This window comes from Sphingomonas antarctica (assembly GCF_965137005.1).
GTDB lineage: Bacteria > Pseudomonadota > Alphaproteobacteria > Sphingomonadales > Sphingomonadaceae > Sphingomonas_O > Sphingomonas_O antarctica.
Genome location: NZ_CBCRXM010000016.1, coordinates 1 through 13258, shown reverse-complemented (window position 1 = coordinate 13258; position 13258 = coordinate 1). Strand labels below are relative to the sequence as shown.

Annotated in this window: 10 protein-coding genes and 1 pseudogene; 9 read left to right on the top strand and 2 right to left on the bottom strand. The window is 66.1% G+C overall.

The window, feature by feature from the left end; genetic code table 11:
• Positions 1 to 23: 23 nt before the first annotated feature.
• The 8 genes and pseudogenes from ACM9ME_RS13550 to ACM9ME_RS13515 form a co-directional block, all read left to right on the top strand.
• A pseudogene (locus ACM9ME_RS13550) lies at positions 24 to 3393 on the top strand (hydantoinase B/oxoprolinase family protein); the annotation flags it as partial.
• 1 nt (position 3394) lies between these two features.
• Positions 3395 to 3569 (top strand): hydantoinase B/oxoprolinase family protein (locus tag ACM9ME_RS13545; RefSeq protein WP_415644046.1); only part of this gene is annotated, 175 nt, incomplete at its 5' end.
• Positions 3566 to 4210: a DUF969 domain-containing protein gene (locus tag ACM9ME_RS13540; RefSeq protein ID WP_415643992.1), complete on the top strand. Its 645-nt coding sequence runs from the start codon at positions 3566 to 3568 to the stop codon at positions 4208 to 4210. The genes ACM9ME_RS13545 and ACM9ME_RS13540, both read left to right, overlap by 4 nt.
• The gene (locus ACM9ME_RS13535; RefSeq protein ID WP_415643991.1) at positions 4207 to 5106 is read left to right on the top strand and encodes a 5-oxoproline transporter, DUF979 family subunit; all 900 of its coding nucleotides are present in this window, start codon (positions 4207 to 4209) and stop codon (positions 5104 to 5106) included. The genes ACM9ME_RS13540 and ACM9ME_RS13535 overlap by 4 nt, the downstream gene beginning before the upstream one ends.
• Positions 5106 to 6080 carry a DUF2891 domain-containing protein gene (locus ACM9ME_RS13530; RefSeq protein ID WP_415643990.1) on the top strand — a complete coding sequence of 325 codons (975 nt, stop codon included), beginning with the start codon at positions 5106 to 5108 and terminating at the stop codon, positions 6078 to 6080. The genes ACM9ME_RS13535 and ACM9ME_RS13530 overlap by 1 nt, the downstream gene beginning before the upstream one ends.
• Before the next feature lie 629 nt (positions 6081 to 6709).
• Positions 6710 to 7045 carry a GFA family protein gene (locus ACM9ME_RS13525; protein ID WP_415643989.1) on the top strand — a complete coding sequence of 112 codons (336 nt, stop codon included), beginning with the start codon at positions 6710 to 6712 and terminating at the stop codon, positions 7043 to 7045.
• Between the two features lie 221 nt (positions 7046 to 7266).
• The gene (locus tag ACM9ME_RS13520) at positions 7267 to 7719 is read left to right on the top strand and encodes a hypothetical protein (RefSeq protein ID WP_415643988.1); all 453 of its coding nucleotides are present in this window, start codon (positions 7267 to 7269) and stop codon (positions 7717 to 7719) included.
• A complete protein-coding gene (locus ACM9ME_RS13515) occupies positions 7716 to 9086 on the top strand; it encodes a DNA-packaging protein (protein WP_415643987.1) in 1371 nt (456 codons plus the stop codon). Before ACM9ME_RS13520 ends, ACM9ME_RS13515 begins: the two co-directional genes overlap by 4 nt.
• A 155-nt stretch (positions 9087 to 9241) precedes the next feature.
• On the opposite strand, the gene ACM9ME_RS13510 is transcribed toward ACM9ME_RS13515, so the two are convergent.
• The gene (locus ACM9ME_RS13510; protein ID WP_415643986.1) at positions 9242 to 9421 is read right to left on the bottom strand and encodes a hypothetical protein; all 180 of its coding nucleotides are present in this window, start codon (positions 9419 to 9421) and stop codon (positions 9242 to 9244) included.
• A complete protein-coding gene (locus tag ACM9ME_RS13505) occupies positions 9421 to 10290 on the bottom strand; it encodes an alpha/beta fold hydrolase (protein WP_415643985.1) in 870 nt (289 codons plus the stop codon). The genes ACM9ME_RS13510 and ACM9ME_RS13505 overlap by 1 nt, the downstream gene beginning before the upstream one ends.
• 227 nt (positions 10291 to 10517) lie before the next feature.
• On the opposite strand from ACM9ME_RS13505, the gene polA reads away from it, so the two are divergent.
• A partial coding sequence (gene polA / locus ACM9ME_RS13500) for a DNA polymerase I (RefSeq protein ID WP_415643984.1) occupies positions 10518 to 13258 on the top strand: 2741 nt, incomplete at its 3' end.

Below are 13258 nucleotides of genomic sequence, written 5' to 3'. Positions count from 1 at the left end.
CGCCCGCCTGCGTATGAACACGCATGGCCGAACCTGCCCCGCTGCGCCGTATCGCGATCGATAGGGGCGGGACGTTTACAGACGTCGTCGCCGAACGCAGCGACGGATCGGTCGAAGTGCTCAAATTGCTGTCGGTCGATCCAGGACGCTACGACGATGCGGCGATCGAGGCGGTCCGGCGCCTGACCGGCATCGCGTCCGGACCGCTTCCCAAACTCGACGTCCGCATCGGCACGACCATCGCCACCAACGCGCTGCTCGAGCGCGCCGGTGAACCGGCCGTGCTGGCGATCACGCGCGGCTTCGGCGACGCGCTGCCGATCGGCTATCAGGACCGGCCCGACATTTTTGCCCGCGAGATCAGGCGCCCGCCGCCGCTCGCTGCGCGGGTCGTCGAGATCGACGAACGCATCGGCGCGGACGGGGATGTGATCCAAGCGCTCGACACCGCCTCCGCCGAAACCGCGCTCCGCGACGCCTTCGACACCGGCCTCCGCAGCATCGCCATCGTCCTGATGCACGGCTGGAAATTCAGTGATCACGAAGCTCAACTCGCGGCGCTGGCGGAAAAGATCGGCTTCACCCAAATCTCGGTCAGCCACCGCGTCGCCCCGCTGATCCGCCTCGTCGCGCGCGGCGATACCACCGTCGCCGACGCTTATCTCTCTCCCGTTCTGCGCCGTTATGTCGAAGGGGTGGAAGGCGAGCTCGGCGCGCCCGCTTTGTTCATGCGCTCCTCGGGCGGCCTCGTCGCGGGCAGCAATTTCAGCGGCAAGGACGCATTGCTGTCGGGCCCGGCGGGCGGCATCGTCGGGATGGCGGCGGCGGCAAAGACGGCCGGAGAACCGCGCGTCATCGGCTTCGACATGGGCGGCACATCGACCGATGTGTCGCTTTACGCCGGCGAATACGAACGCCGTCAGGAAGCGGTCATCGGCGGCACGCGCGTCACCGCGCCGATGCTGCGGATCGATACCGTCGCGGCGGGTGGCGGCTCGATCTGCAGCTTTGACGGCGGCGCGTTCCGGGTCGGCCCCGAAAGCGCCGGCGCCGTGCCCGGCCCGGCCTGCTACCGGCGCGGCGGTCCGCTGACGATCACCGACTGCAACCTCATCCTCGGCAAGCTCCGCCCCGAACATTTTCCACCGGTTTTTGGCCCTGACGGCGACCAGCCGCTCGATGCCGATGCCGCGCATCAGCGCCTCGCCGAATTGCTCGATCAGGTCGAGCGGGAGACCGGCACCCGCCCCGATCCGCACCCGACCGCCAAAGGGCTGATCGACATCGCCGTTGCCAACATGGCGAACGCCATCAAGGCGGTCTCGGTCGCGCGTGGCCATGATCCGGCCAGCTATGCATTGATGAGTTTCGGCGGCGCGGGCGGCCAGCATGCCTGCCTCATCGCCGAGGCCCTCGGCATGGACCGCATCCTCGTCCACCCGCTTGCCGGGGTGCTCAGCGCCTATGGCATTGCCCTCGCCGACCGGCGCGGGGTGCGGCAGGTGACGCTCGGCATCCCCCTTGCCGACGAAGCCAATTGGCGCGTGGCCCTCGATCGCCTCGCGACCGAAGCCTGGGCCGAGTTGCGCGCCGCACCTCGGGACGGCGAAACCCTCGCCACCTTGCAACTCCGCTATGCCCGCACCGATCACGGCATAGACGTTGCCGTCACCTCCATCCCCGACATGACCGCAGCCTTCGAAGCCGCCCATCGCGAACGCTTCGGCTTCGTCGGCAATGACGCTCTCATCGTCGAGCGCGCGCAGGTCGAAGCCGTGCTGCCGACGCGCTCGTTGGTTCTTCAGGCGACTGACAAGACACCCGCCCCGTTCGTCCCGAGCGAAGTCGAGGGACCTTGGCACGCCGCTCTGCTCTATCAGCGAGACACCCTGACTCCCGGCACGTCCATCCACGGCCCCGCCCTGATCATCGACCCGACCTCGACCGTCGCGGTCGAACCCTGCTGGTCCGCCACGCCTTTATCCGACGGCACGCTCCGCCTGACCCGCGCGGCCCGCGCCACGACGACCATTGCCGATACCAACGCCGACCCCGTTCGCTTGGCGATCTTCGCGGGGCTGTTCATGGGCGTGGCGGAGGAAATGGGCTCGGCGCTTCAACGCAGCGCAGCCTCGGTCAATATTCGTGAGCGGCTCGATTTCTCCTGCGCGGTGTTCGATGCCGCGGGCAGCCTGATCGCCAACGCGCCGCACATCCCTGTTCACCTCGGCTCGATGGGCGAATGCGTGAAGAGCGTGATGGCCAGTCATGCGATGCAGCCGGGGGACGCCTTCGCGCTCAACGATCCGTTCAAGGGCGGCACGCATTTGCCCGATGTGACGGTGGTCCAGCCGGTGTTTGCGGGCGGCGTCGCACCCACCTTTTTCGTCGCAGCGCGGGGCCACCATGCGGACATCGGCGGCATCGCTCCCGGCTCGATGCCCGCCGACAGCCGCAGCATCCTCGACGAAGGCGTCATCCTCGACGACCGCATCGTCGCGGGCGGTAAATTCCTCGAAGCCGAACTGCGCGCCAAACTCGCCAGCGGTGCTCATCCCGCTCGCAACATCGACCAGAATATCGCCGACGTGTCCGCTCAGCTGGCCGCATGCGCGCGCGGGAGCACCGAACTGCTACGCCTTGTCGCCGAACAGGGCGCGGATGTGGTCACCAGCTACATGGCGCACGTTCAGGACCATGCCGAAGCGCTCGCCCGCCGCCGCATCCGCGAATTGCAGGACGGCGATTTCGCGTACGAGACCGATGATGGCGCGACCGTCCGCGTTGCTGTTCGCGTGGATCGAAAGGCTGGCGCGCTGACCATCGATTTCACCGGCACCAGCGATCAGCGTCCCGGCAACACCAACGCGCCCTATGCCGTGACCCGCGCCGCGGCGCTGTACGCGCTGCGCACATTGATCGACGCCGATGTGCCGTTGAACGATGGGTTCCTTCGCCCGGTGACGTTGATCGTGCCCGCGGGGTCGATGCTCAATCCGCGCTATCCCGCCGCGGTCGTGGCGGGCAATGTCGAGACGAGCCAGATCGTCACCGATGCCCTGATGGGTGCCCTCGGGGTGATGGCGGGGAGTCAGGGGACGATGAACAATTTCGCCTTTGGTGATAATGAGTTGCAATATTATGAGACGATCGCGGGCGGTGCGGGGGCGGGCGCCGGGTTCGTCGGGGCGAGTGCGGTGCAGACGCACATGACCAACAGCCGGTTGACCGATCCCGAGGTGTTGGAGACGCGCTATCCGGTTAGAGTCGAAGAGTTTTCGATCCGCCGGGGGTCGGGCGGATCAGGCGAGTTTCATGGCGGCGATGGAGCCATCCGCAGGATCAAATTCCTCAAAGCCATGCGCGCGAACATCCTGAGCGACCATCGCCGCGNCGCGCCGTTCGGGCTGGCGGGCGGCAGCGACGGCGCGACGGGTATCAACCGCATCGACCGGGCCGATGGTTCGAGCGAAATCCTGCCCGGCGTGGGCAGCGCGGACATGGGCGAAGGCGATGTGTTCACCATCGCGACGCCGGGCGGCGGCGGGTACGGAGCGTCGCAGAAATGATCGTGCTGATCGGCCTGCCGGTGCTGATCCTCGGCTTTCTGCTGCGGTTCAACCCGTTGCTGATCGTCGTCGCGGCGGCGCTGGCGACGGGGCTGGCGGCGGGGATCGAGCCGGTCGCGGTACTGGCGGCGTTCGGCAAGGCGTTCAACGACAGCCGCCCGATCCTGTTGCCGTGGCTGGTCCTGCCGGTGATCGGTCTGCTCGAGCGCCACGGGCTGCAGGCGCGGGGGCGGGCGTTCATCGAACGCGCGCGGGGCGCGACGATGCCGCGGCTGTTGATCGCGTACCTCGCCTTTCGCCAGATCACCGCCGGGCTGGGCCTGATCTCGATCGCCGGCCCCGCGCAGACGGTGCGCCCGTTGCTCGCGCCGATGGCCGAGGCCGCCGCGCAACCGCGTGACGAGGCCGAGGCCGAGCAGGTCAAGGCGATGGCGGCGGCGACCGACACGGTCGGGCTGTTCTTCGGCGAAGACATGTTCCTGGCCATCGGATCGATCCTGTTGATGCAGGGCATTTTGGCAACGCAGGGCATCACCCTCACCCCGCTCGAATTGTCGGTATGGGCGATCCCGCCGGCGATTGCCGCGTTCCTGATCCACGGTTTTCGCATCTGGCGGTTCGGGCGGAGGTTGCGGCGATGATCGGTCTCGCTTTCGTCTACGCCGCCGCGGGCGCGGTGTTCGCGACTTATGCAATCCTGTCTGCCACCGACCACCGCTGGCGCAACGCGCTGTTATGGGGGCTGCTCGCGGTGTCGATGTGGTTCGGAGACCGGCTCGGCGACCTCGGCAATGGCGTGCTGGTCGCCGCGATCGTCCTGGTCGCGGTGCTCGGCATCAATCCCGCCAAGCCTGCCGAACTGGCCGCCCCCAAGGGGGACGGCCTGTTCGCCATCGCGCTGATCGTCCCCGCCGTCGCACTCGGCGGGACATTATACGCGCGCTGGTTTCCCGGCCTGATGGACCCCAAACAGGCGACGTTGATCAGCCTGGTGTTCGGCGTGATCGTCGCGCTGGCGGTGGCGTTTATCTGGTTGCGCCCCCGCCCCCTCACGCCGTTGCGCGAAGGGTTGAGGCTGATGGACACGATCGGTTCGATCACGCTGTTGCCACCGTTGCTGGCGGCGCTGGGCGGGATTTTCACGCTGGCCAAGGTCGGGCCATTGGTCGGCGGTTATGCCGGGGCGGTGCTGCCCGATGGCAGCCTGATCGCCGCAGTCCTGGCTTACACTTTCGGGATGTTCGTGCTGACCGTATTGATGGGCAACGCCTTTGCCGCGTTCCCGATCATGGTCACGGCGATCGGCATCCCGGTCCTGATCCACCAGCATCACGGCAATCCGGCGGCGGTCGCGGCGCTGGGCATGTTGTGCGGGTTTTGCGGGACGCTGAGCACGCCGATGGCGGCGAATTTCACGTTGCTGCCCGCCGCGTTGCTGGAGTTGAAGGACCGTTATGCGGTCATCAAGGCGCAGGTGCCGACGGCGCTGCCGTTATGGGTGGCGTGCACCGCGATGCTGTACGGGTTGGCGTTTTGATGCTCAGCGGGTTCGCCGAAATCACCTTGGGCCATATCGGGCGCGAATGGCCTTACGCGCCCAATGCGGTGCTGGCGGGCCCAGAAGATCTGGTCGCCCCGCGCGCGCATCATCCGATCTTTTACGGCAGTTTCGACTGGCATTCGTGCGTGCACAGCTGGTGGCAATTGCTGACGATCCGGCGGCTGGAGCCCGACGGTCCGGCGGCGGCGCGGATCGGCGAACTGGCGACGGCGCGGTTCACCGCCGACAACGTCGCGGGGGAAGTGGCGTATCTGCTGCGTCCGGCCAGCACCGGCTTTGCGCGGCCATACGGGCTGGCCTGGGCATTGGCGCTGCACGGCGAGGCGTGCCGCCATGCCGAGGGCTGGGGCGCGACGCTGGAGCCGCTGGCGCGGACGATCGCAGCGCGGTTGACGGACTATTTCGGCAAGCTGACCTATCCGATCCGCGTCGGGACGCATTTCAATTCGAGTTTCGCGATGATCCTGTCGCTGGAATGGGCGCGGACGTACGATCCCGCGCTGGCCGCGACGATCGAACGGCGGGCGCGCGAGTGGTTCGGCGAGGATCGCGCGTGTCAGGCGTGGGAGCCGGGCGGCGACGAGTTCTTGTCGCCGGTGCTGACCGAGGCGTTGTTGATGTCGCATGTTCTTCCGGCGGCGGATTTCGCCGCGTGGTTCGATGCGTTTTTGCCCGATGCCGAATGGGGGCAGCCGGTGACGTTGTTCACCCCGGCCCATGTGTCGGACCGCAGCGACGGCAAGATCGCGCATCTCGACGGACTGAATTTGAGCCGGGCATGGGCGTGGCGATCGATCGCGCGGGTGCTGGGCGAGGGGCATGCGGTGAGCGGCGTCGCTTTGGGTGCGGCCGAGCGGCATGTCGCCGCGAGCCTGCCGCACATCGCCGACGATTATATGGGCAGCCACTGGTTGCCGAGTTTTGCCCTGCTGGCGGTTGGGGTGGGGTGATTTTCTTGGGGGAGCTGCCTGTCCGCTAACGACCCAATTGCGGACATTGATCTTGCAGTTTGCCAGCGGGTAATCAGCGGACGTGAACAGGCGCTCAATTCTAATCGCAAGCTCGGTTGTCGCCATCCTAGTTGGGGCTTGCTCAGCGACCGAAATCACTGAGACTCCTTGGAAAGCGTCACCTGATCGTCAATGGCTTACCCGTATAGTTCGATATGATACGGCGGGAGCGGGGATCGGCGCACTCTCAGAGACCGTGCAGCTGAAGCATCGCTCGACGGGCCAGGAAGCTCAAATATTCACGATAGATGAGGGGGAGTTGACACGTGAGCAGCTTAGCGGTGCCCCGGTAATCGTGCTGCGCTGGCTTGATTTGCATCACCTTGAGATCGGCTACCGGGAGGGCAAAGTGGTTAATCATGTTGGGCAGCAAGCGGGCCTGACCGTGACGGCGCGCCAACTCCCGAGTTCACGCCAACCGAATGGCAGCTAACCACCCAATTGTGGGCATTCCAAGGGCGTAGTTTTGGCGCTCGAAAGCGGACCCATCGAAGAAGCTCGCACGTGTTGTTTGACGTGTCGCCGCTCAGCGTCACATAAGTTTTCGGATCGGTAGAGTGAGGTGCTTGATGAGCCACGAGGGAAGCTGCCACTGCGGCGCGATCGTCGTCACGATCGAGGACGATCCGGTCGAAGCCAGCGAATGCAATTGCTCAATCTGCCGGCGTACCGGTGCGCTTTGGACTTACGCACCGCCCGCTCGCGTCGCAGTTAACGGCGAAGGCATCGGATATGTTCACGGAGATCGGGTGCTGACGCTGGTTCATTGCCCAACGTGCGGGGTGATTACGCACTGGAGCGCCATTGACCCGGATTACGACCGGATGGGCATCAATCTTCGGCTGTTCGATCCGCAGCTGTGGGAAGCATTGCCCCGCAAGTTGGTTGACGGCGCGAGTTGGTAAAGCCGCGTTCGATGGCCGTTTCTTCGGTCGATCTGCTTTCAAAGGCGCTACGGCCAAAGGTCGAATTTCAGGATCGAAACCTGTCTGTCCGGATTCCCCAATAGCGGACACTCAATCGGCGGTGCACTCCCCACCCGAGGCCTATTCTAGGAAAAATCCTTGACAAACTCGTTCTATTAGTGTTCTAGTTTCGACCCTTGGAACGGGAGGGGAATTGGCGGATGTCGGAGGATTATGAAACGCGCCTGAAATGGTCGCGGGCGCTCAAGGATCGCTTTATCGCGGCGATTTACGAGCGGGGCAGCATCAAGGGGGCACTGGCGGCGACGGGGCTGGCGCGCAATTCGGCGTATCGGCAAAAACGCCTCGATCCGGTGTTCGCCGATGACTGGACGCGCGCCGCCAACGCGTCGCAGGAGCGGGTGTTCGACGATGCGGTGGACGAAACGCATAACGGGGTCGAGGTCGAGATCGTCCGGCCGGACGGCACGGTCGAGGTGCGCCGCCAACCCGTCAGCGAGCGGACGCGCGCCATCGTCCTGACCGCGGCGGCGAAGGCGACCGGGGCGTATCAGGCGGCGCGCGAGGCCAATCCCGATGCGGATGCAGCGGCGCGCCAGCGGGTGCGGATCGGCTTGCTGGCGCTGGCCAAGCATTTGGGGATGCTGTTTTGAACTGGCTGCAAAATGCCGCGAGCATGCGGCCGCGCGACGCGTTGATGGCCAAGATCCGCAAGCTGTTTCGCGCCGAGGATCGCGACCTGTTGATCGATCACTGGTTCGCCACCGCGCATGACGGCCAATTGCCGCCGGGCGACGATTGGCGCACCTGGCTGATCCTTGCCGGGCGCGGCTTCGGCAAGACTCGCGCGGGGGCCGAATGGGTGCAGTTTCACGCGATGGCGACGCCGCGCGGGACGCCGTGTCATATCGCCCTGGTCGGTGCGACCCATGACGAGGTGCGCGACGTGATGGTCGAGGGCGCAGCGGGCATCCTGGCCGTCGCGCACCCGCTGGAACGCCCGCATTGGGAACCGAGCAAGCGCCGTCTGCGCTGGTCCAATGGCGTGGAGGCCAAAACCTATTCGGGGGAGCGGCCCGACGGCCTGCGCGGCGGCGAACATAGTTTCGCGTGGTGCGACGAGATCGCCAAATGGGCGTATCCGGGGGCGACGTGGTCGAACCTGCAGCTCGCGCTGCGCCAGGGTCCGGCACCGCGTGTCGTCGTGACCACCACGCCGCGCCACGGGCCGTTCCTGACCAGCCTGCGCGATCAGCGCGGGACGATCGAAACGCGGGGGCGCACGCGCGACAATCGGGCGCTGCCAGTGAGTTTCGTCGAGTCGATGGAGGACATCTATGGCGGCACGCGGCTGGGGCGGCAGGAGCTGGACGGCGAGGTGCTGTCCGACCTGGCGGACGCGCTGTGGACGCGGGCGACGATCGAGGCGTGCCGGACGCCGCCGCCCGACGATCATCACGCCAATCCGCCGCAATACGAGTGGCGGCGGATCGTCGTCGCGGTCGATCCGCCCGCCGGCTCGAGCAAGGGAGCAGGCGAAAGCGGGCTGTCGGCGATGCGCGGCGACGAATGCGGCATCGTCGCCGCGGCGATCCGCCCGGCGGGGCAGATCGTCGTCCTGGAGGATGCCAGCGTGCCGGGCAGCGCGCCGCATGTATGGGCCGCCGCCGTCGCCGCCTGCGCCGGCAAATGGGGCGCGGACAAGGTGGTGGCGGAGGCCAATAATGGCGGCCAGATGGTCAAGAGCGTGCTGTTGGCGGCGGACAGCAGCCTGCCGGTCAAGCTGGTCCATGCGTCGCGCGGCAAGGCGGCGCGGGCCGAGCCGGTGGCGTATCTGTACCAGCAAGGGCGGGTCAAACATGCCGGGGCGTTTCTGGAGCTGGAGGACCAGCTGTGCGGGCTGACGATCCACGGATATGAGGGGCCGGGTCGGTCGCCGGACCGGGCGGATGCCCTGGTATGGGCGGTGACCGAGTTGACCGGCAAGCGGCGGGAGTTCGGGGTGCGGCGGTTGGGTTGAGCGGAACTCTCCCCACCCTGGCGCTTCGCGCTTAAACGCATGCGTTTAACCCTCCCTAAAGGGAGTGACGTCTGGTTCGGCGCTGTTCAAGGCGTCACTCCCGCTTGCGGGAGGGACAGGTTCGCGCAGCGGACCAGGGTGGGCAGTGTGCCTGCCTACCGCAACTTCGAGACCTTCAACCCGTCCGCCCGCGCGCGGTCCTTGGTCGATTCCTCGCTGCGGGTCAGCGCCTTGGCGATGGCTTTGAGCGACATGCCTTTCGCCGCCAGCTGGTGGAGTTTCTGGACCTCTTCGGTCTTCCACGGCTGGCGGTGGCGTTCGAATTTTTCGGTCATTAGTTTGCCGTCAGGAAGGTCTTGAGCTCGATCGCGAAGCGGGGGCGGGCATCGTACATGATGAAGTGTGCGCTGTCGGGGATGCGGGTGAGTTTGGCGCCTTTCAGGTTGGCGTAGCTGGCGGCGTAGACGGCGTCGATCTGGGCATCGGTGAGTGGGGCGCCCTTTGGCGTCACGTACAGTACCGTCGAGGGCGCGGATACGTTCGCCAATTCAGGGCGGAGATCGGTGACGATCAGTTCGCCATAGCTGTGCATCACCGTCGCTTCGTCGCTGTCGTCCGCGCTCTTGGTGATTTGCGGCAGTTCGGCGGCGGTATTGACCATCTGGGCCACGCGTTCGTGGCTTGCGGCGCGGCGGGCTTCGGGGGTCGATTTCTGCCAGCCGGCCATCATGCCGTCGGCGATCGGCTTGACGCTGGCGCTGGTCGCGTTCGGGCCGCCGAACATCTGGCCCAGGAACGGGGGCATATCGACGACCATGAGCTTGCCGACCGATCCGGGGTGCCGCGCCGCGACCATCATCGCGATGGTGCCGCCCATCGAATGGCCGACGATGGCGGGGGCCTTCAGATGCTCGGCGGTGATGTAGCGGGCGATTTCCTCCGCGACCGGCGCGGCGACGGGGCCGGAGGCGTTTGCCTCGGCGGGAACGCCGGCAAAGCCCTTCACCTGGATGAAGTGATAGCGATAGCCGGGCAAGTCCTGCGCGACATATTTGAACGCCGCGGGGCTGGACGTCAGGCCGGGGACGAGGATCACGTCGGGGCCGGTGCCCTGCGTGGTGACGGTGATGCGCGGGCTGACGAATCTTGCTGTGGCGGGAGTCGTGATGAGGATGAGGGCGGCGGTGAGGGCGGTGCGGATCATGGTGGGTCTCCCTGTTAGGGGATGATCTAGCATCAAGCGATCTTTGTCGTCACTCCCGCAGGCGGGAGGGACAGCTNGCGTAGCGAGCAGGGTGGGGAGTGGGCCAACGGGAGGTCGCGCATGCCTCCACTTCGATCCCACCCTGCTTGCTACGCAAGCTGTCCCTCCCGCGAGCGGGAGTGACGTCTGGGTTGCGCCCCTGTCGAGAGGGGGTAAACCCGGATCGAATGACTTCCCCGCATCTCTATCTTGTCGACGGCTCCGGATACATTTTCCGCGCCTATCACCGCCTCCCGCCGCTGACCAACAAGCATGGCGAGCCGGTGGGCGCGGTGTACGGCTATACGACGATGCTGTGGAAGCTGGTCACCGAGCTTTCCGGCGAGGGCGGGCCGACGCACATGGCGGTGATCCTCGATGCGTCGGCCAAGACGTTTCGCAACGACATGTACGCCGAATACAAGGCGCACCGGCCCGAACCGCCCGAGGATCTGCGCCCGCAATTCCCGATGGTGCGCGATGCGACGCGCGCGCTGTCGCTGCCGTGCGTCGAGCTGGACGACCTCGAGGCCGACGACATCATCGCCTGTTACACCAAGGAAGCACGGCGGCGCGGGTGGACGGTGACGATCGTCAGTTCCGACAAGGATCTGATGCAGCTCATAGAACCGGGCGTCGATTTGTACGACACGATGAACAACCGGCGGCTGGGCGCCGAGCATGTCGTGGAAAAGTTCGGCGTGGGGCCGGAGCGGCTGGGCGATGTCCTCGCGCTGATGGGGGATAGCGTGGACAATGTGCCGGGGGTGCCGGGGATCGGGCCGAAGACCGCGGCGCAGTTGATCGTCGAATATGGTGACCTGACGACGGTGCTGGCGAGCACCGACCGGATCACCAAGCCCAAGTTGAAGCAATCGCTGATCGATCATGCCGACATGGCGCGGTTGAGCCGCGAGCTGGTCGAGCTGCGCTGCGATCCGAACGAGGCGCTGCCCGACATCGACGGGTTCGAATTGAAGGGGCTGCCCGAGGCGCCGTTGCGCGAATTTCTCGAGCATCACGGGTTTCGGACATTGCTGGCGCGGCTGGGCGGGCAGACCGGCGGCGGCGTGGCGGGTGGCACGACGGCACCCGGGGCCGAGGACGCGCCCGAGCCGCAGACGCCGTTCGACCTCGACGCGTATGAATGCGTCACCGATCTCGACCGGCTCGATCACTGGATCGCGCGCGCGACCGAATTGGGCGCGGTGGCGGTCGATACCGAAACCGACGGGCTGGATGCGTGCGCCGCGCGGCTGATCGGCTTTTCGCTGTGCGTCGCGCCGGGCGAGGCGTGTTACGTGCCGCTGGCGCATGGCGGGCGCGATTTGCTGAGCGAAGTCCCGGCGCAGGTCGACAAGGCGGCGGCGCTGGCGAAACTGGGGGCGTTGCTTGCCGATCCATCGGTGCTCAAGATCGGGCATAATTTCAAATACGACATCTCGATGTTCGCGCGGAACGGGCTGAACGTCGCGCCGTATGACGACACGCTGGTGATGAGTTTCGCGCTCGATGCCGGGAAGGCGTTCACGAACAATATGGACGAATTGTCCGAGCGGCATCTGGGGCACCGGCCGATCCCGTTTTCCGAAGTGTGCGGCAAGGGGAAGGGGCAGCTCTGCTTCGACCAAGTGCCGCTGCGCGATGCGACGCGGTACGCCGCCGAGGATGCCGATGTGACGTTGCGGTTGTGGCGCAAGCTGAAGCCGCGGCTGGCGCGCGAAAGCGTGTCGCGCGTGTACGAACGCGTCGATCGCGGGCTGGTCGAGACGCTGTCGATGATGGAGCGCGCGGGGATCAAGATCGACCGCGATCATTTGACCGGGCTGTCGAGCGAATTCGGCGGGCAGATGGCGGTTCTGGAGGAGGAAATCCACGCGCTGGCGGGGCAGAAATTCACCATCGGCAGCCCCAAGCAGCTGGGCGAAATCCTGTTCGACAAGATGGCGTTGAAGGGCGGGCGCAAGGGCAAGGCGGGGGCGTATTCGACCGATGCGTCGGAGCTGGAGCGGCTGGCGGGGCAGGGCGTCGAGGTGGCACGCAAGGTGCTCGACTGGCGCGAATTGTCCAAGCTCAAGGCGACCTATACCGACGCGTTGCAGCAGCAGATCAATCCCGAGACGGGGCGGGTGCACACCAGTTATTCGCTGGTCGGGGCGCAGACCGGGCGGCTGTCGTCGAACGACCCCAATTTGCAGAACATCCCGATCCGCACCGAGAATGGCCGCCGCATCCGCGAGGCGTTCATCGCCGAGCCGGGCAATGTGCTGCTGAGCGCCGATTATTCGCAGATCGAATTGCGGCTGGCGGCGCATATGGCGGACGTTCCCGCGCTGAAACAGGCGTTCCGCAACGGCGACGACATTCACAGCCTGACCGCGCAGGAATTGTTCGGCGAGGTCAATCGCGACACCCGCGGACGGGCGAAAACGATCAATTTCGCGATCCTCTACGGCATTTCGCGCTGGGGCCTGGCGGGGCGATTGGCGATCACCGCGGACGAGGCGCAGGCGATGATCGACCGCTATTTCGAACGCTTTCCGGGCATCAGCAACTACATCGCGCACACGATTGCGAACGTGCGCGAAACCGGCTTCACGACGACGCTGTTCGGGCGGAAGACGTGGTTCACCAACATCAATTCGAAGGTGCAGATGGAGCGGCAGGGCGCCGAACGCGCCGCGATCAACGCGCCGATCCAGGGGACGAGTGCGGACATCATCAAGCGCGCGATGGTCCGGATGCCGGGGGCGTTGCGCGATGCCGGGCTGCACGATGTGCGGATGTTGCTGCAGGTGCATGACGAGCTGGTGTTCGAATTGCCCGAGGGCGCGGTCGAGGCGGCGACCCCGGTGATCCGCGACGTGATGGCGGGGGCGGCGGAGCCTTTGGTCGTGCTGGATGTGCCGTTGGGGGTGGAGATCGGGGT

What these genes read in the sequence shown, in the direction of transcription:
- ACM9ME_RS13535 (WP_415643991.1), top strand. Translation starts at nt 4,207, where the DNA reads ATGATCGGTCTCGCTTTCGTCTACGCCGCCGCGGGCGCGGTGTTCGCG.
- ACM9ME_RS13525 (WP_415643989.1), top strand. Translation starts at nt 6,710, where the DNA reads ATGAGCCACGAGGGAAGCTGCCACTGCGGCGCGATCGTCGTCACGATC.
- ACM9ME_RS13505 (WP_415643985.1), bottom strand. Translation starts at nt 10,290, where the DNA reads ATGATCCGCACCGCCCTCACCGCCGCCCTCATCCTCATCACGACTCCC.
- ACM9ME_RS13520 (WP_415643988.1), top strand. Translation starts at nt 7,267, where the DNA reads ATGTCGGAGGATTATGAAACGCGCCTGAAATGGTCGCGGGCGCTCAAG.
- ACM9ME_RS13540 (WP_415643992.1), top strand. Translation starts at nt 3,566, where the DNA reads ATGATCGTGCTGATCGGCCTGCCGGTGCTGATCCTCGGCTTTCTGCTG.
- ACM9ME_RS13510 (WP_415643986.1), bottom strand. Translation starts at nt 9,421, where the DNA reads ATGACCGAAAAATTCGAACGCCACCGCCAGCCGTGGAAGACCGAAGAG.
- ACM9ME_RS13530 (WP_415643990.1), top strand. Translation starts at nt 5,106, where the DNA reads ATGCTCAGCGGGTTCGCCGAAATCACCTTGGGCCATATCGGGCGCGAA.